This window comes from Arthrobacter sp. FW306-1B-G06A, assembly GCF_058781765.1.
In genome coordinates this window covers 36,252-60,513 of the sequence record NZ_JBYSXB010000024.1, presented here as the reverse complement: position 1 = coordinate 60,513, position 24,262 = coordinate 36,252, and the positions used below count along the sequence as shown (strand labels likewise).

Below are 24,262 nucleotides of genomic sequence, written 5' to 3'. Positions count from 1 at the left end.
TCAACGATCGAGGAGGCCCGGAAAACCAATGGTTCCATTTGCGCTAAGACCGATATTGGTACCAAGAAAAACCGTGTTGGCTCAGATGTCCGGGCAGCCCTACTCCGTCGCCATTCCGGGGATCCAGGCTGTTGGGCTGCAAACTTTTTCAGCCTCCCGGAACTCGGCTTTACCCGGTGGTAAGTTCAGATGAACCGGAAAAAGTTACAGGCAATCGTGAAAGCGAAGGCTTGGAGCTTGGACCACCAGGTTCGTTCCGGCGACAAAGTTCCAGAACATCGCATTAGCATCTTGGTCGGCCCTGCTAAAACCCGTAGTGGAAGCCCCAGGCACCAGGAACGAGATTCGGAGGACGTTGGATCACATGGCTACCTCAGGAAACCGTGGAGGCGGACAGCGAAGCAAGGGTGACCGCCGCTTCGTTGGAAGCCGCGTACCCGTGGACGTTTACGATCGGCTGGCCCAGACAGCTAAGGCAGAAAATCTGACGGTCAGCGAGTTCGTGGCTGCCCTCATCGGCGAGAAACTGGGTCCGGAAGGCCCTCATTCCCTACGACTGCAAGGAGAGCTGCCTATCGGCCGCATCGCCTAGACACAAGAAGGCCCGCACAAGGCGGGCCTTCCAATGAAATCAATACTCTGCACCTGACTGCTTCCCGGCTACCCAGGCGCTGAGCGCGGAATGGCTCTTTTTGAGGGCCATTCCATAACAGACACCCCCGAAAGGGTCCCTTTGTTATGCCTGTCAGTCTACACGGGCAGCTGGACTCTTCAATGCGTGGAATTCGGCGCGTCGCCCCCGGCGCAGTCGATACCGCACGCCCTGAGGACCTCCAGCATGCCGTAAAACAAGCCATCATCCGACACCACCGCGTCAACGCTTTCCGTGGCGGTCCGACCAAACATTCCGCATACCCAAACCGCGGCAAGGCCATGGCTCATTTCGAGTTCATCCAGATCAACCCGGCGGATTACCTAAACTTCCTCGTTGTAGATGTCGACCAGGATGATGCCCTCATACGGCTGTTGCATCCTGCCGTGCCCGAACCGCACTGGATCATAGAGAACCCCGCCAACGGCCACGCACAGGCCGGCTGGATGATCGAGCCCGTTCTCCGGGGACCCGGGGCACGTCCGCACCCGATCCGGTACGCCCAGGAAGTCCAGCGCGCCCTCGACTTGCTGACGGGCAACGACGCCGCCTTTACGCGCTTTCTTGTCCGGAACCCGGCAGCCCACTCCCCCGCCGGCGATGTCCGCTTCGGCGGCAGCCCTCATCCGTACTCCCTCGGTGAACTCCGAACGCACATGCAGGACTATCGCGACCCGTTCGACGAGGAGTTCTCGGCCTGGCCCTCTTCCCCGGCTCTGACGGCTTCTCTGAGGCCCGCAGCGCCGGACACGATGGCCGGGAGAAACAACGCCATCTTCTACCGCACCAGAAGCGAATTGTGGCGCCGCTATCGAAACACAGGGACGCTGCCGGTCCTGGAAGAGTCCTTAGACTACGCGCTTTCCCTCAACGATTCCCTTCCCACTCCACTCCCCCACCGCGAGATCCGGGATCTATCAGCATCGGCGGTCCGCCAGGTCGCCAACGGCAAAGGCCGGCCCCACACTGGCACGGCGAACCCCTGGTTCGCCGAAAAGGGCAGGAAGGGCGGGCAATCAACGACCCGTTCAAAGCGCGCAGCCGCCGTCCAGAACGCCCGCAAAGGCACCCAGACGCGCACGAGCCAAGCAGAAACCAGCGCGGACATAGCAGCAGCCCTGAAAGCCGTGGGGCGGACTCTTGCCGAGATCGCCACGGAGGTCGGCAAGAGTATCAGAACAGTCCAGCGATACCTCTCTCGCGCCTTCAGAAGGAACGACATTACCCAAGCAACAGGTAGTAGGCCTGACGGCTCCCCTCAATCCCCCTCTCCTTCTCCAAAGCCTCGTCACCACTCCCCTACCAGCGGTAGGGGCCCTTCTGAAGCTTCATCCACAGCTCCAACACCATCGATCTGGTTCATAACTCAACCAAGAGATCAGACAAGCCCTCCGACGGGCAGGGAAAGTTACCGGGTTCTGGCTCCTCTCCCGTTATGGTGTTACTCCTTGAGAAGCAAATGCGACCATTGAACCTTTGCCGCAAATGCCTCCATTTCCTCGTCGTTGAGCACGCCCCTTGTTCCCCGCTCCCCCACTGCAAGGTCTAACGGCCAGCGGGCAGGACATGCGGCGCAAAAGGTTCTATTTGCGGCCGGAACAGGAATGGTTCCATATGCGCCGATTGATCCAAGGGTTCCTTTCGCTTCAGCACGCCGGGATCCGATTGCTCAAATGGAACCATTTGAGCGGAGCCGGGGGTAGCTATCGTAAAAAGGGGAAACGGTCTGAATTCGCAGTGACCTGGTGGCAGGTTTGACCAGCTGACTGAAACCTAACCAAGCCAGGTCGGCGTTGTAGGCACCTATAGGTTGAAGTTGTTTTTGATCCACCAGCCGGATGCACAACCCACTCGGAATCTTCTCCAGGGCCACCTTGCAGCGGCAGCCTTCCTGTAACCAGCGACGGGGCCGCCCGACGAGGGTAGGTGGAACCGGATCGCAACCCGAATGGCACCATATGCGCAATGGGTGCTGTTTGTTCCCGAGGTGGTATGTCCGCATATGTCAGCTTTTGAGGAAACAGTACCATTCACTCAAATGGTGCTATCAGAGACCATCCCACCTTTTGCGTAAAAAGAACCATAGAGGCCATATGGAGGCACTTGCGCAAATAGAACCTTATGATCTTGTGCCACCAATCCCACCTCAATCGCGAATCCCACCTTTTGCGCATCAAGACCAATCAGTGTCCGATCCTCATATGCCTCCATTTGCGAACCACCCGCCAGGCCCAGCCCGGGATGCGCGAGGGGTTCCTTTGGCGCATATGCCACCATATGCGCCAAAGGAACCCCTTAAGAATCTATCGTGCATGTGCTATGACACAATGGAACCTTTTGCGCATCGCTTATATGTCGCAGAAAAGCGCGATCGAGGAGAAGAGCGGCTACCCTGGATGAAGGTTCCTAGCGCAAATGGAGCCATTTTCTCCTGGTCTACCGGATGGACCAACCGCGTCGGCGGGAACATAAGACGATCGCAAATGGAACCATATGCGCAAAGATGCCGAGGAATCTTCCGCCTAGCTCCGGAGTGCGTAAATCCCACCAATGGAGCCTTTTGAGAAAATGGCTCCTGCGCACCTCTTCCTGCGCAAAAGGTGCCCTAAGTGCATTTCGAACCTTTGACTCAAATGGTGGCATGGGTACTGTTCGCGCAAACGTCGCAAATGGTGGCATATGCGTACAAGGAGGCATTGCCTCCAATGGAACCATTTGCGAATCGTGACATTCCGGGCGTGGCGTGCGACCATCAGGCAGGGCGCCCGTTATGGTTAACCCATCGGTGCCGGCCCGATGCTTCCCGCCACACGTGGGCCTACCGCACCGTTCTCTGTCTTTGAGTAGTGCAACGGAAGGTACCCCAGTCATGTCGGCAAAGATCATCGCCGTTTGTAACCAGAAGGGTGGCGTCGGCAAGACGACCCTGGTCACCGGTCTGGCAGAGGTGTTTTCTCGGGTCATCGGCTTGAGGGTCCTCGTCATTGATGCGGACCCTCAGTACAACGTGACGTCGGCCTTTGGAATCAACAGCCCTGAATTCACTCTCAACGACGTCTTGTACGGCGACGAATCGAACAACCAGAAGATACTGCCTGGTGTTGCCGCGGACGCCATCATTGCGGCAGGGGAGGCCTGGCAAGCCAAGACCGAGAAGAAGGAAAACTTCCCGCGGCTCGATTTGATTGCCGCCGAGCGCAACCTGGCCTCACGTGAACGCGATTCCATGATGGCAAGGGAACATCGTCTTCGTATCTCGCTGAAGGGCGTAACGGACGACTACGACATCATCCTTATCGACTGCCCTCCGTCTTTAGGACTCCTGACGGTCAACGCGCTGACCGCCGCAACACATGCGCTTTTGGTGACCGAACCTCGGGTCGCCTCGGTTGAAGGGCTTTCCGAGATCGTCACCACCATTTCAGAAGTCCAAGAGAACCTGAACGAAGACATCGAACTTCTGGGTGTCGTTATCAACAAGACCAAGAAGAACCGCCCGGACCAGCTGCATTGGATTGAGAAGGTAAACGCGAACTTCGGTGACCTCGTGCTTGAACCTATGATCCGTGACGCGGAGGTCTTTGCGAAGGCGCAAGCCGCTGCGCTGCCCATGCGTGCATATGGATCCGAAGGCTCCGAGCACCGGGGAGACCTGATCCAGCTGGCCACGGTGGTCTGGAAGGGCGCGAACGCAGCATGAACCGCCCAGGACCGGCTCCCGAAAGGGGAGGCACGCCCGACGCACTTGCGAACATTCGCAGGGGTGGACTGAAAAAGGCGCGCGCCACCAGCGTCATTGCCGAAATGACGTCTTCGGAAATGAACAGGACAGAAGGGCAACCGCAGGAGCGTCTGTACTCAGTTCCAGCGCCCGAACCGGAGGCCGCGGCGCCGCGCGTTCCGGACCCCGCCGCACAGTATCACGCAGCCATCCAGACTGCGCCTCCGGCGGCGGCGCAGTCGGTTGAGCAGCAGCCTAGTGTCCTTCAGGCACAGCCTGTCCAAACGGTCATGCAACAGCCGCCGTCGGCTCCTCAGCAGCAACAGCCTGCTGCTTACATTCAGCCCGCCCAAGCTCCTGTGCAGCAGTCGCAGGCTACGCCTCAGCAGCAGCACGTCGTCTACGCCCAGCCCGTGCAGAACGCCCCGCAAACCATGCAGACGCCACCGCCTGCGCAGCCCGAACCCGAGCCCGCGCCGGAGAAGAAGGCGTATCGAAAGACCAGCTTCTTCCAGTCGAAGGAGTCCGGTGCACGGATGCGTGCCGCTTACATGGCGACCAGGCATCTGACCGGTTCCCGAACGCTGTCGGAGTTCATCCTCTCGGCCGTTGAGCGGGAAGTTGAAGCCCTGGAACGGGCCCACAACAGTGGGAACGAATTCGCAGTCGACCCTAGCGGAGTGCCCCGCGGAAGGCCCTTAGAAAGCTAGGGGCGTGGCACTGCGCGCAGGCACAGGGCTTCGTTCGCGGTCTTCCCGAAGCCTTTCATGCGGCATCGGCAGGAACGGTCTGCATTCACTCTCTCAAGATCTCAAGTGCGTTTTTTCCCACAAAGAAAGGTCGGTCAGCAGTAAGTGCCGAATCATTCGGCGGCCATTGGGGGAGAAGCGAAGCAGCTGCACCAGACATACCGTGACGGCAGGCATTACATTGGCACTCGGTGACCCTACGAGTGATCGATGCCTGGCTGCTTCCCGCCCAGGACGGATGAGAAACCGCTGGAGATCTGGCTCGCGTCGCTCATTTTGGTGAGGCGTTTCTTGGCTGCGTGTTCAACCAGGAGCGGAACGTAGTCCCGGATCGGACCGCCGTTCAAGTTCCCGTGTTCTTCAGCGACGACTGCTTCGATGTCCGAGCGTTGCACCTCGGGGAACCGCTCGGCAAGGCTTCCGATGACAGCTACAAGGGCCCGGGCCTCGTCTTCCCTCGTCATAGGTCAAGTGTCCCCGTCCGGCTGTGGGCAGGTCAACAAAAAATGGCGGCATTCGAAGCTCGGAACGTCGTGCACGTCAGCGGTGCTGTATCGCACGACGGTGACGGGATTTCCCTGGTCGGGATCCACAGCAGAAGTCTTTCTCTTCAACGCGACGATCACCAAGAATACCATGTGGGAAGGACCAGCGCTGGCCCCTGACCGGGACCGACATCATGCCAACACGCGTCGACATCGGAGACAACAGCAAGAGCGGCAATACTCCTGCTGCTACCGGAACGCGCTTCGGGCACCGCGTCAGGGAAATTCGGCAACAGCTAAACCATCGGCATCATGCCCTGGGCCGCTACCTGGTCGCCCACACCGGCCCGCATCCACCAAACCGCCCGGCTGGTCTGCTGTCGGTCGCTTCCGATGAGTACCAGACCCTCCTCTACACCAGGTCCCGCAGCACGGATCCCCGGGAACGTCTCAGTGCCGTCCGGGAAGCCATCGCCACTTTCCCCTACACGTGGGAAGAGCTGGCCGCCGACGGCGTGCGGGATTGGGTGGAGCCTTCCGTCGAGGATGACGTCCTCCTCGCAGCAGCGGTCGAGTCCCTGGGGGACCTGGCCCCCGAAGAACGCCCCTACCTGGGGAAGTCCACCGCGGAACGGATCTACGAGATCCTCACGACCGCGGAAGCAGCCTACTGGCGCCGGGCCGTCCCTGCCCAGCGGAGCTGACGTCCCGCCCGGGACCCCGTCGAGGCCCGGCGGGCCGTAAGGGACAACGGAACCGGATAAACGTCGTCAGCGACGATCAGCCGGAGTGTTTGCGGATGACGATCCGCCGGTACCCTTCCGGGACTAGCTCCGTGGCGTTTGCCAGGGCCTCTTCGTAGGTGGCGCCGGGCGCGCTGACATGGCTTGCTCGCCGTCCGGGCTCTCGACGGTCAGTTCAACATCTCCGGCACCACGTTTGCCTGACGAGGTGGTCATGAGCCTTTCACGACGGCGAGCTCCTCCCAGTGCGTGGTGGCCCTGGGGGAGAGGAGGTCCCGTTTCATCCGCCAGGACGGTCCGGGGCGCAGCCCGCCGTAGCCGAGCCCGACGAGTGGCTTTGTCGGTGACCTCTAAGAGCGTTTGAAGATCACTTCGGCAATGTCTTCGTCCACGTCGGTGAGGTTCGTCAGCACGCAGTGTCACTAAGCTTCGGACGGTTTGCCGGTGGGAGGAACGAGCAGGTCCGGAGAGAGTCAACGTCAGGTTTGGGCTGTGCCCTGGCGTGTGGGGGCCGTTGACCGGTTTCGGTTCGGGCACGGCTGCATCAGCCGGCAGTCTCCTCCGCGCCCGAGCCCGTTTGCTCGCACTCTTTGCGCAGACGGCGCGGCCTGCTTCCCTGAGCGATTTCATCAGTCCGTCGTTTGGTTCTTCAGCACGCGGCCCGGTTCGCTCCGGCCTTCAAGGGCGCGTGATGACTGTCCTGCGCGTCGTCGTCGTGGTCAGAAGCATCATGATGGATCCGCGCTCGTCGGTATGACCAGGGCGGTCCACATCGGCTCGATGAGCCGTTCTTGGGTCGGCAGCGCGACCTGTGTCTCAACCCGGTCAACTTGTGGCAACAAGTTAACCGGTTGTTCGCCCACCATTCCCAGCGTCGTCATTCGGGCCCGGAAAGCTAGGCATCATGATCGAACAAACGACAAATCGTGACGGGGTGGATGGATGCTGACGCAGACGACGCGAGCCGTACCGGCCGCCGCTCTGGCGAAGAGGGCGTGGGCAAGTCGCTTCTTGGTCCCGCACGGCGCACTGACCTCGCTTGTGCTTGGGGGGCCGGCGGCGGTCCTCATCGGCGCTTTTGTGCTGCTGCCGCTGTTGACTGTTTCGATTCTGTCGCTCTTTACGTACGACCCACTCGAACGCAGTCTCGACTTTGCGGGCCTGACCAACTTTCAGCGGATTCTGACTAGCGGCGAATTTCGCCAGGCGTTCCTCAACACCTTCGTCTATATGGCACTCACCGTCCCGGTCAGCGTTGGTCTGGGCCTGCTGATTGCGAGTGGCATTCATCGTGTCGGCCGAGGCGGATCTTTCTGGAGGACGGCCTACTTCCTGCCCGCGGCAACCACGATGGCAGCGATGTCGGCGGTGTGGCGGTGGATGTTCTATCCGGACAGCGGCCTGGTCGACTCCATCTTGGGTCCTCTGGTTGGCGTCCACGACTGGCTCAACTCAGCGGCCTTGGTTCTCCCCGCAATGGCCATCATCGGCAATTGGCAAATGCTGGGCACGATGGTGATTCTGTTCCTCGCCGGGCTGACAGCGGTACCGGAGCGAGTTGTGGAAGCCGCACGAGTGGACGGCGCCGGGGGATTGAGCCGTTTTTGGCACGTGACCATGCCCGCCCTGCGTCCCACGCTGGTGTTTGCCCTGGTGATCGCCACCCGCGACTCACTTCGAGCGTTCGACCAAATCAGGGTTTTGACTAATGGCGGGCCGGCAGGCGGAACGACGACGTTGGCCTACTACGAATGGCTCCGGGGTGTGCGCTACCTTGACATCGGCGGTGGTAGCGTCATCAACCTCGTACTCGTTGCGCTCGTTCTGGCGCTGGCGGCCATCCAGCTTCCGGGCTATTGGCGCAATGCTGCGGAAAGGGTTCCGGCGTGATGACGCGGCGGACCCGGTACATAGTCGGCCAACTGTTCAGCCACCTTTGGCTAACAATTGGGGCGGTCGTGGTGCTCGCTCCGTTCGCTGTGATGGTCATGACCGCGTTCACGCCCGAGCATTGGGTGCTTGACGGCTTCAGCTTCGAACACCTGACCCTCGACAACTTTCGCCAGGCATGGTCGGCCCAACCCTGGCTCTCCCTTTATGCCAACAGCGTGATCTCGTCGGGCCTGATTCTGCTGGGGCAGCTCGTCACATCTATCCCGGCTGGCTACCTGTTGGCCCGGCAGAAGTTCCGGGGCAGCCGCATCTCCTTGATGGTGGTGCTCGCCTGTTTGGGCATTCCGGCTCAGGTCACCGCGATCCCCATCTATGTCGCCTTCGCCAAGCTGTCTTTGCTCGACACGATGTCGGCGCTGGTGCTGCCATTCCTGGGGTCGGCGTTCGGTGTCTTTCTGTTCAGGCAGTTCATCCTCACCATTCCGCAGAGCCGCTTCGACGCGGCGCGGATCGACGGCGTCGGTCCAGTTGCCATGGTGTGGCGGGTTGTCTTGCCCAGCGTCAACCCTGCGGTCTTCGCTTTTGCGATGTTCAGCGTCACCGGGCACTTCAACGACCTCTTCTGGCCCTCGACGGTCCTCCTCGGGCAAGGCAAGGCAACGGTGCCGATTGGACTTTCAACGTACCTCGCTGAGGATACGGCCAATCAATACGGGCCTCAGATGGCAGCCGCAGTTCTCGGAATCATCCCCCTCTTGATCGCATTTCTGTTCGTTCAGCGCCGAATAACCCAGGGTCTCCCTGTCGCTCGATAAAAAACCGCCCGGAAAGAAACTCCTTCAAAAGAAAAGGCGACATTATGTTCCGTTCAAGTTCCGGTTTGTCCCGGACCGCGCCCGCCCTGATCGGTCTTGCATTGATCGTTTCGGGATGCAGTTCGGCTACTACTACAGAGTCGAAGGTGACCTCGCTGACCATGGTCGCCATCAACAATCCGCAGTACGCGAACGCGTACGACCAAACGGGGATCACCGCACAGAGCGGTGTCAAGGTCGACATCCAGGGCGCCGGCATCGCGAACTTCGACGACGTAAGCCTGCGGCTGGTCAACTCCATCAGCGCGGGGAATCCTCCGGACATCGCAGTCGTCGGCACCAATGACCTCGATCGCTTGGCCGCAGCGAGTGTCACGCAGCCACTGGACTCGTTGATGGCGGCCGACAGCCAGTTCGTCGACTCGAACTTCGACAAGGACGTCCTTGGCGCAAACAAGGTCAACGGCAAACAGGTCGCCATACCGTACGTGATGTCAACCACCCAGCTGTTCTACAACAAGGACGCCTTTGCGAAGGCAGGCCTGGATCCGAACAAGCCGCCGCAGACGTACAGCGAGCTCAAGGCGGCTGCGCAGGCCTTGGTGCAGTCCAAGGCAGTCAAGACCGGCGTTAATTTCCAGACGGACAGTAACGGCAACGGCTTCTTCCAGTGCCTGCTTTTCTCCGCTGGTGGATCCATGATGGATTCCGACAAGAAGACCGTGACCTTCAACGGCAGCCAGGGACGCGACGTGTTGACGTATTGGCGTGACATGGTCGCATCGGGTCTTGCCAATGCCGGCATGTACAAGGACCAGATCGACGCTTTTACCCGCGGTGACCAAGCGATGGAAATCGTTGGAAATGGGGCGGTGGCGAACATCAAGAAGGCCGCCAAATTCTCGGTGGGCAAGGCCCCGATGCCCGTGCCTGACGGCGGCAGCCTTACGATGCCGGTTTTCGGAGGGTCCTTGATCGTTGTGACGAAGGACCCGGCACGCCAAGCCGCCGCCTGGAAGGTGATCAAAGCGCTCACAGGGCCGCAAGGTTCGACTTCACTGTTCAAGAATGTGGGCTACACCCCGGTGAGCAAAACAGCAGCCGCCAGCAATGACTATTTGGCCCCCATCCTGGCATCAGACCCGCTGTCCCAGGTCGGGCCCCGGGAAACCGGGAAGACTGTTCCCTGGTTCCAATTCCCAGGGAGGAATGCCGTCGAGATCGGCAAAGACCTCGGGGACCAGATCGTTGCTATCCTCCGAGGCGACATCTCGCCAGGCGACGGGTTGGCAAAGGCCGCCAGCCAGGCCCAGGGTCTGCTCCAGTGATCGCTGCAACCGCGGTGGCCCCGCTCAACACGTTCGACGCCACCGACCGAGAGGAGGCTGGCCTCGAGTGTGGTGCCGTAAGCGTGCGCTACGGCGCCACCACGGCCCTTGAGGACATCAGCCTGACCTGTCCGGCCGGTAAAGTACTCGTGCTGCTCGGTCCCTCCGGCTGCGGCAAGACGACGCTGCTCCGATGCATCGCCGGCCTCGCGACTCCGACATCCGGACGCGTGATGCTCGACGGCCGGGACATCACTTCAGTCAGCACCGAGCAGCGCGGTATCGCAATGGTGTTCCAGCACTACGCGCTCTACCCGGAGAAAACAGCATTCGGCAACATGGAGTTCCCGCTGCGCATGCAGCGCGTTCCTTCGGCGGAACGGAAGGAGCGCGTGCGGGAAGTTTCGCGGCTCCTGAGGCTCGATTCCCTGCTTCATCGCAAGCCCGCCCAGTTATCCGGCGGACAGCAGCAGCGCGTTGGCATCGGGCGAGCCCTCGTCCGAAGGCCTTCCCTCCTGCTCATGGACGAGCCACTCTCCAACCTCGACGCCCAGCTGCGCTCCGAGATGCGCGCAGAGCTTCGCGCCTTGCAGCGCGAACTCCAGTTGACCACGGTCTACGTGACGCACGACCAAGGGGAAGCCTTGAGCATGGCCGACGAGCTGGCCGTTCTGCGGGACGGCAAGGTCGAGCAAGTGGGGCCTCCCGCCGACGTGTTCAACGCGCCGGCCTCGCAGTTCGTCGGCTCCCTCCTCGGCGGGATGAGTTTCGTGCCCGCCGCCCGACTCGGCCTCGTGGCTCATCCCGAGGTGTCCAGCATCGGGGTCCGCAGTGAGGACTTCCGCCCCGGCGAGGGCCGCCCCGGAGATCTGACACTCACCGGCGACGTCCGACTCACCGAACTGGTGGGCCGCGACCGCCTGGTCCACCTCGACCTCGGCGAAGGGGCGGTCCGCGCGCGCCTGCATGCGGACCACCCCTTCGGTGAGCGCCTTACGATCCACGCATCCCGCGACGACTTGCACCCGTTCAACGCCGACGGGCAGCGATGCCCCGGCGAGTATTCCATCCGAAAGGTATAGAACATGACAACGTTTCTAACTCAACCTCGCCCCTTCGGGATCGTCCATAGGGGGTTCGGTGCTGGCGCAGAGGACAATAGCCCATCGGCTGTGCAAAAGGCCGTGGACCTTGGCTTCACCTGCGTGGAGATCGACATTCGCCTCACCGCTGACGGCCACCTGGTCGTATGGCACGACCCGACGCTGCCCGCGGCAGACGGGTCAAGGCCGGAGATCGCGAGCATGACTCTTGCCGAGGTTGTTTCGACCGAGCTGCCCGGCCGATCGGGCGTGGCGCAGCTGACCGAATTCCTCACGCGGTGGCCGAACCTCACCTTCATCCTCGACGTCAAACGCGAGGAGTGCGTCGAACCCCTCGCCCGCATGCTCAAAGAGCTCGGGGCGGTCGAGCGTGTCTGCATCCACGGCACCGACACCGACGGGCCCCGCGAGGAGTGGGTCGTCTCCGACGATCGGTCCAAGCGGATGCGCGAGCTCCTCGGCCCCCAACTGTGCACAGTGATCAGCGCAACGTCGCTGCTCGAACTTGCGCGGACCGGAGAGCTCGCGCCCGGTGAGACCGGCGTCTTCGTCTACGGGACCGGCGCGTACGAGTCCTTGAAGCCCCTCTGGCCCGCATATATCCAAGCGGCGCACGCGCAGGGCCTGGTCGTCTCCACGGAAGTCCCCCACGATGACAAGCGATTCCGGGAGCTCCTGGATCTTGGCGTGGAGGCATTCAACATTGACGATCCGATGGGTTACCGCAGCCGGATGATCGCGATGGGACTTTGGCACGACTCCAGCCGCGCCAGTGAGGAGGAGCTGTCACATGAGGCCTGAGAAGTCCCCGTCCGGCATTCCCATCTACGTTGCCTTGGCTGACAGGCTCGCCGACGCCCTGAACGACTTCGAACCAGGAACCCGGCTACCGTCCGAGCACGAGCTGGCAGCCCGAGAAGAGGTCAGCCGTGACACCGCGCGGGCAGCGCTGCAGGAACTCGAACGGCGCCACCTCGTCAGACGTTCCCACGGCATGGGCACGTTCGTCTCACCCCGCATCGTCTTCCGAGTCGGCCCCGACACCCCACCGAGCTGGACAGCGATGGTCCGCGAGGCGGGATTCACACCACGCACAGAGGTCATCGAACTCGTCTGTCTGGACGAACCGGACGCGAAGCTGCGCGAGATCCTCGAGCTGCCGGCAGGAGCCTCCGTCCTCCGACGCACCACCCGGGGCTACGTGAACGAGATGGTGGCATCGGTGATAGAGAACTACATCCCCGCGAATCTCGCGCCCCGGCTCGACGAACAGCTTTCCATGGGCGGCTCGTTCTACAGCCTCTGCCTCTCCCTCGGCTACAAACCACGCAGAGACTGGAGCGTCACGCAATTCGAGGTCGTAGATCACCGTATTGCCCAACTTCTCGATCTGGTCGGTCGACCGCCAACCGCGCACGGCGAGACTCGCCTGTCCGACACCAAAAGCGGGCGCCCTCTGGTTTACGCCCTCGGCTGGAACAGGCCCGACATCATTCACGTGCGTATGGAAGAGCACTACCGCGGTCTTCGCCCATCGTCCGAGGAGCAGGGATCATGACTGGGACATATGATCCTGTCCGAGAGTGGGCGCCACGGGAAGCGGCCGAGACGAACGCACCCATGGACCGGAATGTGCTTGTGGGCCTGCTCGCTAGAGCCGACCGAGACGCCCTGATCGCCACCGCCGATGCGGTTCTTCGCGACTACGAGACCGAGACGACGGGCAATCCTGAGCTCGGCACTGTGGTGATGCAGGTCCGCGAGCCCATCGAGGGTCGCCGCTTCTACCTTGGGGACCTCCTCGTGACCGAGGCGCGCGTCCGCGTCGCCAACCACCCCGGCTGGGCGATGCGAATGGGCGACGATCCAGCTGCGACCGTCGCCGCGGCAGTCTGCGATGCCGCCTTCCAGTTCCCGAACCCGCACCACTCCGAGCTGATCGCGCTGTGCGAGTCTACAGAGCGCGAGATCCGGGCACGCCGGCAGGTCGAGCTCGACGAGATCGAACAAACCGCCATCAAATTCGAGGAGTTGGGAGGATGAGCCTCTTCGCTACACCAGCGGCCCCACAGCAGTCGGCTGAACAAGCCTGGAGTGGTCGCGTCTTTCGCATCCTGTTGACAGTCCTGAGCATGCCAGGCCACCTGGAGAAGATCCCGCCCCCCGACTTCTTGACCGCGGAGTTGCCCGTTGCGTTCTGGCCTCCGGTGGCTCTTGCGTCCCGCGGCACCAGATGCGCTCTGGTCGGAGTATCCGAACTTTCGGCGAACGAGATCACGGACCACACCGGAGCCGCCCTCACCACCGCCGAGAAAGCCGAACTCGTGGCCTTCGCCAGGTTCCCCGTCGCGGGAGACCTGTTGAAACTTGAACGCGGTACACCGGCGTTCCCCGAGATTGGCGCCACAGCCGTCGTTCAAGTTGCTTCACTTCGAGCCAGCGACTCGGCGCAGCAGGACGTCGGCAGCATCACCTTGACGATCAGCGGCCCGGGGGTCGACGGCACAGCATCCGTGCTCGTGGCACCGGGCTCCACCGACCTCGACCTCGTCCTCCGCGAGCGGGAAGCCGCCTGCTCGCTGCCTCCCACCGGCATCGATCTTTGGCTTATCGACACCGAGGGGCGAGTTGTCGGCCTCCCACGCAGCAGCACACTGACATGGAAGGAGAACTGCTAATGGGATACGAATCTCCAGGACTTGCGGCCATCGAGGCCGCCACCCGGCTGGTAGCCGAACGCCAGGATAACGACCCCAGCCGGCCTCTGGAGCTCAACCAGATCAATGGCCGGATGCGGCTGATGGTCGATCAGATCATGTCCGAGGGCGGGCTCTGGGACGAAGACACCGCCGCGCGGGCGTTCCGCCAGGCCGAAGGAGACAGCGTCGAAGCCGCGCATCTGGTCCGAACATTCCGCTTGAGTCTTCGCCGGTTTGGGACGACCGCGGTCACAAGTGCCGACGAACTCGTGCCCCTGCGCCGCGTCGTGCCTGTCTACCGGACCCCTCCCGGGCGGCAGATCCTCGGACGCACCCGCGACTACATGCCCAGGCTGCTCGAAGCAGATGCGCAGGATTCTACGGCGTGCGAGGATCACCAGCCACAACCGGACCCGCGTCAAGGCCGCCCTGACCAACCGATTGCGTCTCCCGTGCATGAATCGGATGCCACAACGGCTGGACATCGGCCGGGCCGCATCCATGACCTGCTCAAGGCACGTGACCTGCTCGTTCCGCGTTCCGCACCCGGGGACCCGGACCCCGTCGACATCGCCCATGAGCCGCGGCTCCTGGATCTGGACCGGTCAGCCCGTCTTTCCCTCCTTGCGCGGGCGGAGACTGCGGCACTGGTCCTGCACTGGTACACGCACTTGCTCAACGAAGGCCAATGGGGCCCCGGCGTCGGCGGCCAGGGAGAGTTGCGCACCGGATACCTGCCCGTGCGGGTTCCTAATCCACTCACCGGGGGCAGCGTCGAGATTGGTGAGGTCAGGGTCACCGAGTCCGAATCCATTGAGGACCTAGACCGTGACCACGAAGACATAACGCGCTTCGACGTCGGCTACGGCCTCTGCTTCGGGCAAAACGAACGCAAAGCCTTGGCCATGTCGTCCCTCGACATCATCTTCGACCGCGACCGCGGCCGCAGCGACTTCGAGCAACTGGTGCTTCGCAGCGCTGACGGCATGGATGCCAACGGCTTGCTTGAGCACGTCAAGCTCCCGCACTACGTCTCATTCCGTGCCGCCGTGGATTCGAAGGCGAAGCGGGAACGGCGACGCCACCAACCCGATACAGGAAATGCCGAATGACAGTCACCGACGCGACCCTCTCGCCGCCGTTCACACCCACCACCATTGCCGAACTCGCGAGCTCGCCGAAAACGGCCACCTTCGCTCTCATTGACGAGGACACCAAGCGCTACGTTCGGCGCGCCATCCTGAAAGCGGTGGCAACGCCGGGCCACCAAGTGCCCTTCGTCTCTCGGGAGATGCCGATCCCGCGAGGATGGGGAAGCGGCGGGCTTCAAATCAGCCTCAGCATCGCAGAACCCACAGACGTGGTCAAAGTCATCGACCAGGGCGACGACGGCGCCGTCAGCGCGTCGAACCTGCGTCGTCTGATCAGGCAGACCACTGGAGTCGAGGAAACGAGCAACGCCGATGAGGCAACGCTAATCCAGAGCCGACACCGAATCCCTGAGCGCGCTCTCCGGGCTGACCAAGTGCTCGTAATGCAGGTCGGCGTTCCCGAACCGCTGTCCATCGTCGAGCGACGGGTCGATGAGCGGCTGCGCATGCACGCCGAGCAGGATTATGCCCTCATGTTGGTCAGCATTTACGAGGAGTACGTCCGGGCGGGCACCACAATGCTGAGTAGCGGCTATCCTGTGGTCGTCAACGGCCGCTACGTGATGGCGAGCTCTCCCATCCCAAAATGGGATCTGGCAAAACTCGATAACGCATCCCACCTCACTCTTTATGGTGCTGGCCGCGACCGCGTGCTGTATGCGGTTCCTCCCCACACCCACGTCGAGCCCCTGGCGTTCGACGACCTGGAGTTCACTGTCGAGCCGATGCCGGGGCGCTGTGCTCTGTGCGACAGCGACTCGACCTACCTGGTCGAGGTCTCGGATCCGCTCCGGGATGGTAGTCGCTGGATTTGTAGCGACACCGACTGGTGCGCCAAACGACGAGAGGGTAGCACGGCGACCCCGGCATCGCGAGTCTGGTCCCAGCCGGCCCGGACACCGGTGGACGCCATTGCGGCGGCCGCGGTGACCGAACACCATCCCTTCGGTCAGCCGCATCGTCCCGACCTCGATGGGGCCGCCCTGGAAGCCCGGGATCTGATGCTCCGCTACGGAACGTTGACTGCTGCGCGAGAAATCTCCTTCACCGTCAACGGAGGCGAAGCACTCGGAATCGTGGGTGAATCCGGATCCGGGAAGTCGACCGTACTGAAGTGCCTCACCGGCGAACTGCCACCTGACACCGGATCAGTGTTCCTTCGCTCGGGCGAGGACCTCGTCGATCTGTACGGCCTTTCGCCTGCCCAGAGGCGGGCGCTCCGTGTCGGCAGACTGGCACTCGTGCATCAAGACGCGGCTCGTGGACTCGACCTCAGCCTGAGCGCCGGCGGCAATGTCGCGGTGCCTTTGGCAGCAGCTGGCATGCGTAGTTTCCACGCAATGAGGGCCACGGTTCGCAGCATCCTTCAGAGGGTCGAGATACCAGAAGATCGAATCGACGATCCCGTCTACACCTTCTCGGGCGGCATGCGGCAGCGAGTGCAGATCGCCAGGGCGGTCGCGAGCTCGCCATCGATCCTGCTACTGGACGAACCGACGACAGGACTCGATGCTTCCGTAGCCGCCGGGGTCCTCGACCTGATCCGCGGACTCATCGACGAACTCGGCCTTGCCGCTGTTGTCGTTTCGCACGACTTCGCCGTCGTCGAAATGTTGTGCCGACGCACGCTTGTCATGCATCGCGGTCGCATCGTCGAATCCACCCTGACCGACCAACTCCTCGAAGACCCCCAACACCCCTATAGCCAGCGACTCGTCGCGGCGGCACGAGGTTGATATGACCACCGTTCTCACTGTTCGAAATCTGACCAAGACCTTCGTCCTTCATCACACGGGCAGACGTATCGAAGGGTTGCGTGGCGTCGATCTGACCGTAAGGCGCGCCGAACATGTCGCCCTCGCAGGGACCAACGGTTCCGGCAAATCCACGCTGTTGAAATGCATCTATAGGACATACCTGCCGACCAGCGGCTCTGTCGTGCTGCATTCGGCAGAAGGGGATGCCGACCTCGCGATGTTGGAAGCCAACGACGTTGCGTACCTGCGTGAGCGTCACATCGGATATGTCTCCCAGTTCCTCCGTTCCGAACCTCGAAGGAGCGTTCTCGACCTGGTGGCTAAGGCCGCCGGCCGACTGGGACTTGAGCCTGCCGAGGCGCGCGAGGCCGCCGTGGCAACCCTTCGCGAGCTCAACGTCGGCGAACGCCTCTGGAACGTGTACCCGACCTTGTTGTCGGGCGGCGAAAAACAGCGGGTCAATATCGCTGCCGGCACGATTGCGCCGCCTCCGCTGCTCCTTCTGGACGAGCCGATCTCAGCACTCGATCCGGCGAACCGGGACCTGGTTCTCGGGCGCATCGAAGGGCTGGCCGAGAGAGGGACCGCGGTTGTCTCTGTCTTTCACGACCCTGATGTCATCGCTCGCGTCGCCGACTCAGTCGTCACCCTGGCCGACGGCCGAGTCGCAAGCGAACGCCAAATCCGACTGCAGGAGATCTCATGAACCAGTCCGCCATCAAACCACCGGCCGGTCACCCGATTGCGCTGCACGCAGCGCGGATATATACAGCCGCCGGTAACCCTGGCGATGGGGCCCCGGGCTACATCACCATTTCAGACGGCACCATCGCGGCCGTCGGGCCGCGCCCCGAAGCCGGCGCCGATGTCATCGAGTGCGGGGACGTCGACTTGATCCCCGGGCTGGTTGATCTTCACTCGGACTGCTGGGACCAGCGGGCCCGGCCGCGCCCCTCCGCCGACTTTCCCCTCGACGACGCGTTGATGGTGCTGGACACCGAAGCCGTGGCCTGGGGCATCACGACCCACTTCACCTGCATCGTCATTCAAGGCAACACCACGAAGCACAGGTCGCTGGAACAAGCACTCGCTTCCTTCGGCAGCCTCCACCGACTCAGGCCGCACCTGCGCTCCGACCACCGGGTCCACCTGCGCGTGGACCCCTCCACTGAGTACGGCGACACCGTCCGGCGTCTGGCATCAGACGGCGACGTCGCGCTGATGTCCTATCTGGGTGACACCAGCGGACAAGGTTCCTTCGCCGAGCGGGACGGCGCCCGTGAGGAGGAACCCCTGAGCGTGCGTCGTGAACGGCGGGCCCATGTCGAGGCCGTCCGAAACGAGCTTGCCGAGCTGGCCAAAGTCCACGGCATCACCCTCGTCTCGCACGACGACAACGATCGTGACGCCGTCGAACGCTCACGTGAGCTTGGCGTGGGAATCATTGAATTCCCTGTCACCCGCGAAGCCGCCGAGGCGGCGCGCTACTACCGGCTCCCGACGGTGATGGGCGCACCGAACCTGCTCCGGGGCAGTAGCCACAACGGAAACCTGTCCGCCCGTGAAGCGCTCGAGGCTAATCTGCTGGGCATCGTCGCCTCCGACTATCACCCGCCTGCACTCCTGCGCGCACTCTACAAGGTGGTCGAGGACGGCGTCACTTCCTTCGCCGACGTACTTCCCTTGGGCACCGCAAACCCTGCCCGGGCTGCCAACCTCGCCGACCGAGGCACCCTCGAGCCGGGGAAGCGAGCCGACATCGTTGCGGTTGAGCACCGCAACGGACAGCCGGTCGTGGCCCAGACCTGGATCGGCGGCCGGCCGGCATTCGGGGCCTGGCAATGACCGGGCCCAAGGCGCTGAGCCCGCAGCTTCGTCCTCCTCGAAAAGGGCGTGTCCGAATAGCGGAAATCCACCACTTGGAGATCTCGTGAACACTGTCGACGGATCGCGCCGCGATGACGTGCCATCGTCCCTGCTATCACCTCGCTGCCTCCTGATGTCCGAGGGAACTGAGCAGTGAACGGTGTGCTCGCGAAGACCGCAGAAGCGGCGCGCGTCGCCTACCTCGATGCTCAGGCCAGTCATGACCGCGCCGCTCTCGCGGAGCAGGTGGCCATGGGTGCAGACGGAACACCGACAATGCGGATCGACCGGATCGTCGAGGACGCGATCCTCGCGGTGGTGGAACGGCTGCCGATCAATCTGCTCTCCGAAGAGACCGGCTGGCTTGACCGAGGCAGTGCCATCACTCTCGTGATCGATCCGCTCGATGGCTCGGCCAACGGCGCAGCCGGCGTCCCGCTCACGGCATTCGCCGGGGCACTGGCAATCGACGGCGAGTTCACCGAGTCCCTGACGATGTGGCTCGACACCGGACGGACCTGGGCTGCACGGAAAGGACAGCAGACCCAGTACCGCACCTCGGGACGTCAGGACCTGGACGGAGCCGCGATCTCCCTCCTGCGCCCGCATCCGCACGAGCCGAGTGCGAAGGCGTGGTGGGCGGTGACCCGGCGTGCGGCCCGCATCCGGGTACTCTCGTCATCGTGTCTTGAGTCCGCGCTCGTCGCCCAGGGATCGACCGATGCGTTCCTCGATGCCGGAACAGACACGCATCGACTCGTTGACCTGGCTGCAGCATTGGTAATGGTGCCAGCAGCCGGCGGTGTCGTTCTCGACGCGCACCGCCGGCCGATCACCCTGGACACGGACCTTACCCGTCGATGGAGCGGTGTCGTCGCCGCGACTCCGGAACTCGGCGAGCAGCTGCTCGAAGCACTGCAGAACTCACTGCCCTCCGGCCCGAGCTGAACTGCACGCAGGATGCGCCCTCGCTGTCCCATTCCCGCGCCCTCGAACGGAAATGTGGCTTGCGTCGGCTTAGGGCGCAGGAGGCTTGATGCCGAAGAGGTAACGAGTTGAGCTCTATGCGGCGATCCGCGCCGATGCGCGTGCGGGACAGTCTCTGCGGGCGATCCAGCGCAAGCGCTGGGTGAAACTGGCGAAGCCTGCCGGTCGCCCGTATTTGTGTGGCCGCTCGGCCAGCCCAAGGACTATTGCCAGCCCGGCCTGACCTGCGCCCATGGGAAGGGCGGAGAGTCGAGGGTCAGATCGGTTGGTTCCGCCGAACCATTTCGTCCCTATCTCCGAGGTCGCCAGCATCGCGGAGCTCGACTCGACGGGAGGGGTCTGGGATGCCGCGGATGACGAACGCCGGATCCGCAACCGGCCCCGCACGGTCGGTGAGTTCTTGTTTGGGTCACAGGTTCCAGTTTGCGGCGTCACCGCGCACTAGGTCGAGCAGGCCGAGACGTTCTTGTCCCGGGGATCCAGCCAGGCGTCGATCGTGCCGGGGGCCAACGAGGTCGGCAGCCGGTCATGCAACGCTCCCAGCCTGGCGAGGGCGGCCCGCCCGGAGTCCAGCGGGGGAGAGGGGATGGTCAGGATCGTCCAGGACAGAAGGCTTACGTCGTAACCGAGATGTGTTGCGTCGTTTTGAATATGACAGTTTGATTCAGGACCGGTGTGCCAGTTGAACCAGGAAGCAGCCGACGCTAAAGGTCTGGTTGGGCGCGGCCCGACTTCGCTGTGTTAGGGCATACCGACCTAGGGCCCGTAGCAGATTTCTATTGGTGGCCTTCCTAGGGGGCTGAGCATCGTGGTAGGCCCGCGACCTGAATTGCTCAAGGTAACTACTGAAGGGGCCCTTCCGAAGCGAGATCGGAGGCCGTGGCCACCTTCAGCAAATAACTTGCTTCGCGGCGGCATTAGGCAACCACCTATTCGAAACTGCCAGCAGGAGTTCCCATGACCTACGATTTTCTGTCCGTATCCCTATGCCTGTCAGTCGTTGCGTGCTCAAAACGATTGATACCGTTCATTCTTTGCTTGGCCGTGCTTGCCAAAACGGGAAAGACGAAAGGCGTCCAGGACATCGCAGCTGTCTTTGGCTCCCGCGGGCGGCAGTAGCACCACAGGACGCCGGCCTCACGCGTTGAGACAGTTGGTCAAAGCGCCTCGTCCACCGATTTGACCACGGTGTTGAACTGCCAATGGGGGCCTCAGTAGCTTCGCCACTTCGGCGAAGTACCTGGTGGCGCTTTACCTCCAGTCAGTCCCGGGGTCGGTTTGCGGCCCGCCTGGTGCGGGATAGGAGTATGCTCCCCGGCTCCCGCAATAGTCTGTAAATCACGGCGATAAGCGGCGGCTTTCGCAGAGCTATCGGAAGACTTCGCGCACCGGGTTCAGTTCGTCGTGCCGGTGCCCGGTACGAGCGCGGCGGGGCAGTTGCGGCGCGCCATGCATCCAGCTGACCGGTCGAGACACGCGTATCCAACTCCATTCCCGAACCGTACCGAAAATGGTCTTCCTACGCCCGAATTCGGCGGGACTTTTGGCATAGATAACGGGACACCATGATTTCGCGGACTTCCGGGGTTTGTTACGACGGCGGAAAGTAGCGGGGGGACGGTATTCCGTTTCCAAGGAACTGTGTCCGTGGGCATGTGATCTGACGAGGCTGTATCGTTGCCCGGCCCAGTGCTGTTCGCCACACATACTTGCACTTATAAGTGAAAGTAACATACTGTAAGGGAACATTAAGGAAGGTACGCCGAGGGAGGCGAAGGATGTCCGCTTTATTGGACCGGACTGAAAAAACAGTTGTCACCACGACGGAACAAGAAAACACCCAAGCGCGAGAGCTTGCTGCACGGCTGCGCACAAAGACGGCTAATGATTCGGTCAGGCTAGCCCTAAAGGACGCCGCGGGGAACTCCGTTGAAGCACCAGCGGAGCTCACGGTTCTCCTGCGCAAAATTGTCGAGGCGATCGGTCGTGGTGGCACGGTTACGATCGGGACCCTTCCCCAGGAACTGACGACAACTACTGCGGCGAAGATGCTTGGTATTTCGCGCCCTACTTTGATGCAGCTCGTCAACAAGAACGAACTGCCGGCGCATAGGGTTGGATCCCACACTCGGGTTTTCACCGAGGACGTTCAGAAGTACAGAGATGCCAGGACCGCTGCCCGTCGTCAGGGTCTCGAAGAACTTCGAGCTCTCGAGGATGAATTGGGCGTTGACGATTAGTCCAGGGCGGTGACAGCCGAAGCTGTAAAGTGCAAGCTATGAGCTCGGCGGTCACCATCGTCCTTCCGGACGCGAACATCCTCTATTCCAAAACGCTCCGCGACTGGATTGCGCTTCTGCAGAATGAGGCGCCCGGTCTCTTCAATGTGACTTGGACCGAGGACATCATGGCTGAGACCCTGTATCAACTCCGAAAAAAGTATCCTTTGTGGTCTGAACAGCAGGTCGGCGGAATCCGCCGTAACCTCGAAAAGGCTTTCGCCGGTGGTCAGATCACTGGGTATCAGATCGATTCTGGGCTGGAGTATCCCGACATAGGTGACGCCCACATCCATGCCGCCGCGGTCCACGGCGCCGTGGACATAGTTGTTACGGCGAATGGGAAGGACTTCCCTTACGGCATTGACCTGCCCTATGAGATCTATCATCCGGACGAATTCCTGATCCTGGTTGATGACGGAGCCCCTCAGGCTGTCCGAACCGTAACCGAACAGCAGCTTCTCCACTACCACCGGAAATCTTCTGTGGACGATGGCGTTGACCTCCCGCTACGCCTGAAAAAAGCCGGCGCACCGATGTTTGCCGCACGGGTCAGGGAACACCTGCAACACGTAGACACGCGCATCCTGATGACAGCAGACACCTCGGAGGCGTGAAGACGTCGTCTTAGAACCAGGGAAGACCGCCCGGAACTGGCCGCCTGTCTGAAGGCGTTGCGTGACAGTGAAGACATCATGGTCATCTGGAAACTGAATAGGCTGGGCCGGGACCTGCGGCACCTGATTAACCTCGTCCATGACCTGACCGAACGCGGCATCGGCCTGAAAGTCCTCGCCGGGCAGGGCGCCTCCATCGACACCACGACCGCCTCCGGCAAACTCGTCTTCGGGATTTTCGCGGCCCTCGCCGAATTCGAGCGCGAACTGATCTCCGAACGCACCCTCGCCGGGCTCGCTTCCGCCCGTGCGCGGGGCCGCAGCGGCGGGCGCCCTTACAAGATGACCCCGGCGAAACTCCGTCTCGCTATGGCTTCCTTGGGCAAACCCAAAACCAAAGTCAGTGACCTCTGTGCGGAACTGGGCATCACCCGCCAGACCATCTACCGGTACGTCTCACCCACCGGGGAACTGCGCCCCGCCGGCCAAAAGCTCCTTTCCCGATAGACGCCTGGATGCGAGATCGCGTTTGGAACACCACTGGTCGGCATCCATGAGCGATTGTGCAATCTGAGTCCCGACTATGCTATTTTACTTGCCGTCCCCGGCCGGACCTTACCGGACGCGAGTCGATGCCGAGCCGATCGGGGTAGCAATGAAAATGATCGTCCACACCGAGGTGTGGACGGTTTCGCGTGGACGTCGTCGGTCGAATCGTGTCTCAGGGGAAGAACCGGGAGATTGATGTCGAATTCACGCGGGCGCCGAGGATGAACGCCGCCACTGCGTCGTCTTCAAGCGAATGCGTCCTCAAGTCGTCATCGTCCAGAAGTACCGGGCCGGCCTCGGAGTCGGCGGGAATCGAGGTCACCCAGATCAGTCGCATGTTCGCGTTTTTTACCGCGCGTGCTCCGACTGGAGAATCCTCCACTCCAATGGTCGTCGCAGGCGACGCCCCGAGGCGGCTGGCAGCCAGTTCGTATACGGCGGGTGAGGGCTTCGGCTCGCCCGCCTCGTCGGCTGTGCATACTGTTTCGAATGCGTCGAGAAGACCTGCCCGCCCCAGCATGCGAATCGCTACGGGGCCGACACCGTTTGTCGCAATGGCAAGGGGCAGCCGTCCGTGTAGCGATTCGATGAGTGCGATGGCTCCCGGCATGGGGCTCGCCGGTCTGGCTTCGACTTCCTGCTCCAACTCGGCGGTGATTCGCGTGAGGATCCGGCCTGCTGGCACACCGGTTGCTTCGCTGATCACACCGGCACCGTGTGTCGGGTGCGTTCCCTCGAGTTTGGCGTACCTGGCCGGGGTGAGGTCGTAGCCGAACGCCGCTGCGCCGCGTATGAACGCGGCCTGGTATGCGGAGGCGCTGTCGATGAGGGTGCCGTCGCAGTCGAACACGACGGCCTCGATTATGGG

At 62.2% G+C, this 24,262-nt stretch carries 22 protein-coding genes and 2 pseudogenes; 21 read left to right on the top strand and 3 right to left on the bottom strand.

Going from position 1 to position 24,262, the window contains the following annotated elements; translation table 11 throughout:
• Positions 1-364: 364 nt before the first annotated feature.
• The 4 genes from AC3WJM_RS13795 to AC3WJM_RS13780 all read left to right on the top strand — a co-directional run bounded on the left by AC3WJM_RS13795 (position 365) and on the right by AC3WJM_RS13780 (position 5,083).
• Positions 365-592 carry a ribbon-helix-helix domain-containing protein gene (locus tag AC3WJM_RS13795; protein ID WP_492272164.1) on the top strand — a complete coding sequence of 76 codons (228 nt, stop codon included), beginning with the start codon at positions 365-367 and terminating at the stop codon, positions 590-592.
• A 146-nt stretch (positions 593-738) separates the two neighbouring features.
• Positions 739-2,124, top strand: a complete 1,386-nt coding sequence (locus AC3WJM_RS13790) for a replication initiation protein (protein ID WP_492272163.1) — start codon at positions 739-741, stop codon at positions 2,122-2,124.
• Between the two features lie 1,397 nt (positions 2,125-3,521).
• A complete protein-coding gene (locus AC3WJM_RS13785) occupies positions 3,522-4,352 on the top strand; it encodes a ParA family protein (RefSeq protein WP_492272162.1) in 831 nt (276 codons plus the stop codon).
• 119 nt (positions 4,353-4,471) lie between these two features.
• Complete coding sequence (locus AC3WJM_RS13780; RefSeq protein WP_492272161.1) at positions 4,472-5,083, top strand: ParB family protein; 612 nt, start codon at positions 4,472-4,474, stop codon at positions 5,081-5,083.
• 236 nt (positions 5,084-5,319) lie between these two features.
• Here AC3WJM_RS13780 and AC3WJM_RS13775 read toward each other — a convergent pair whose 3' ends face one another.
• Positions 5,320-5,586 carry a three-helix bundle dimerization domain-containing protein gene (locus tag AC3WJM_RS13775; RefSeq protein WP_492272160.1) on the bottom strand — a complete coding sequence of 89 codons (267 nt, stop codon included), beginning with the start codon at positions 5,584-5,586 and terminating at the stop codon, positions 5,320-5,322.
• Positions 5,587-5,801: 215 nt separating this feature from the next.
• On the opposite strand from AC3WJM_RS13775, the gene AC3WJM_RS13770 reads away from it, so the two are divergent.
• Positions 5,802-6,311 carry a hypothetical protein gene (locus AC3WJM_RS13770; protein ID WP_492272159.1) on the top strand — a complete coding sequence of 170 codons (510 nt, stop codon included), beginning with the start codon at positions 5,802-5,804 and terminating at the stop codon, positions 6,309-6,311.
• Between the two features lie 251 nt (positions 6,312-6,562).
• Here AC3WJM_RS13770 and AC3WJM_RS13765 read toward each other — a convergent pair.
• Positions 6,563-6,667 (bottom strand): annotated as a pseudogene (locus AC3WJM_RS13765) (DUF4113 domain-containing protein); the annotation flags it as partial.
• A 763-nt stretch (positions 6,668-7,430) separates the two neighbouring features.
• On the opposite strand from AC3WJM_RS13765, the gene AC3WJM_RS13760 reads away from it, so the two are divergent.
• The 16 genes and pseudogenes from AC3WJM_RS13760 to AC3WJM_RS13685 form a co-directional block, all read left to right on the top strand.
• Complete coding sequence (locus AC3WJM_RS13760; RefSeq protein WP_492272158.1) at positions 7,431-8,240, top strand: carbohydrate ABC transporter permease; 810 nt, start codon at positions 7,431-7,433, stop codon at positions 8,238-8,240.
• A gap of 92 nt (positions 8,241-8,332) precedes the next feature.
• Positions 8,333-9,058 carry a carbohydrate ABC transporter permease gene (locus AC3WJM_RS13755; protein ID WP_492272157.1) on the top strand — a complete coding sequence of 242 codons (726 nt, stop codon included), beginning with the start codon at positions 8,333-8,335 and terminating at the stop codon, positions 9,056-9,058.
• A 44-nt stretch (positions 9,059-9,102) separates the two neighbouring features.
• Entirely contained in the window at positions 9,103-10,386 is a 1,284-nt protein-coding gene (locus AC3WJM_RS13750) for an ABC transporter substrate-binding protein (RefSeq protein ID WP_492272156.1), read from the top strand.
• On the top strand, positions 10,383-11,468 hold the full coding sequence (locus AC3WJM_RS13745; protein ID WP_492272155.1) for an ABC transporter ATP-binding protein: 1,086 nt from the start codon (positions 10,383-10,385) through the stop codon (positions 11,466-11,468). The genes AC3WJM_RS13750 and AC3WJM_RS13745 overlap by 4 nt, the downstream gene beginning before the upstream one ends.
• Positions 11,469-11,471: 3 nt before the next feature.
• A complete protein-coding gene (locus tag AC3WJM_RS13740) occupies positions 11,472-12,290 on the top strand; it encodes a glycerophosphodiester phosphodiesterase (protein ID WP_492272154.1) in 819 nt (272 codons plus the stop codon).
• Positions 12,280-13,047 carry a GntR family transcriptional regulator gene (locus AC3WJM_RS13735; RefSeq protein WP_492272153.1) on the top strand — a complete coding sequence of 256 codons (768 nt, stop codon included), beginning with the start codon at positions 12,280-12,282 and terminating at the stop codon, positions 13,045-13,047. The genes AC3WJM_RS13740 and AC3WJM_RS13735 overlap by 11 nt, the downstream gene beginning before the upstream one ends.
• Positions 13,044-13,532 (top strand): phosphonate C-P lyase system protein PhnG, encoded by a 489-nt coding sequence (phnG, locus tag AC3WJM_RS13730; RefSeq protein ID WP_492272152.1) that lies wholly within the window; start codon positions 13,044-13,046, stop codon positions 13,530-13,532. Before AC3WJM_RS13735 ends, phnG begins: the two co-directional genes overlap by 4 nt.
• Positions 13,529-14,167 (top strand): phosphonate C-P lyase system protein PhnH, encoded by a 639-nt coding sequence (locus AC3WJM_RS13725; RefSeq protein ID WP_492272151.1) that lies wholly within the window; start codon positions 13,529-13,531, stop codon positions 14,165-14,167. Before phnG ends, AC3WJM_RS13725 begins: the two co-directional genes overlap by 4 nt.
• Positions 14,167-15,300, top strand: a complete 1,134-nt coding sequence (locus AC3WJM_RS13720; protein ID WP_492272150.1) for a carbon-phosphorus lyase complex subunit PhnI — start codon at positions 14,167-14,169, stop codon at positions 15,298-15,300. The genes AC3WJM_RS13725 and AC3WJM_RS13720 overlap by 1 nt, the downstream gene beginning before the upstream one ends.
• Positions 15,297-17,075: an alpha-D-ribose 1-methylphosphonate 5-phosphate C-P-lyase PhnJ gene (locus tag AC3WJM_RS13715; protein WP_492272149.1), complete on the top strand. Its 1,779-nt coding sequence runs from the start codon at positions 15,297-15,299 to the stop codon at positions 17,073-17,075. The genes AC3WJM_RS13720 and AC3WJM_RS13715 overlap by 4 nt, the downstream gene beginning before the upstream one ends.
• 1 nt (position 17,076) lies before the next feature.
• Positions 17,077-17,802: a phosphonate C-P lyase system protein PhnL gene (locus AC3WJM_RS13710; RefSeq protein ID WP_492272148.1), complete on the top strand. Its 726-nt coding sequence runs from the start codon at positions 17,077-17,079 to the stop codon at positions 17,800-17,802.
• Positions 17,799-18,941, top strand: coding sequence for an alpha-D-ribose 1-methylphosphonate 5-triphosphate diphosphatase (locus AC3WJM_RS13705; protein WP_492272147.1), 1,143 nt, complete (start codon positions 17,799-17,801; stop codon positions 18,939-18,941). The genes AC3WJM_RS13710 and AC3WJM_RS13705 overlap by 4 nt, the downstream gene beginning before the upstream one ends.
• 174 nt (positions 18,942-19,115) lie before the next feature.
• On the top strand, positions 19,116-19,910 hold the full coding sequence (locus AC3WJM_RS13700) for an inositol monophosphatase family protein (RefSeq protein WP_492272146.1): 795 nt from the start codon (positions 19,116-19,118) through the stop codon (positions 19,908-19,910).
• A gap of 1,817 nt (positions 19,911-21,727) precedes the next feature.
• Positions 21,728-22,189, top strand: coding sequence for a helix-turn-helix domain-containing protein (locus AC3WJM_RS13695; RefSeq protein WP_492272145.1), 462 nt, complete (start codon positions 21,728-21,730; stop codon positions 22,187-22,189).
• A 38-nt stretch (positions 22,190-22,227) separates the two neighbouring features.
• Entirely contained in the window at positions 22,228-22,845 is a 618-nt protein-coding gene (locus tag AC3WJM_RS13690; RefSeq protein WP_492272144.1) for a PIN domain-containing protein, read from the top strand.
• Between the two features lie 30 nt (positions 22,846-22,875).
• A pseudogene (locus AC3WJM_RS13685) lies at positions 22,876-23,352 on the top strand (recombinase family protein); the annotation flags it as partial.
• 214 nt (positions 23,353-23,566) lie between these two features.
• On the opposite strand, the gene AC3WJM_RS13680 reads toward AC3WJM_RS13685, so the two are convergent.
• The gene (locus AC3WJM_RS13680) at positions 23,567-24,244 is read right to left on the bottom strand and encodes an HAD family hydrolase (RefSeq protein ID WP_492272143.1); all 678 of its coding nucleotides are present in this window, start codon (positions 24,242-24,244) and stop codon (positions 23,567-23,569) included.
• Between the last annotated feature and the right edge of the window lie 18 nt (positions 24,245-24,262).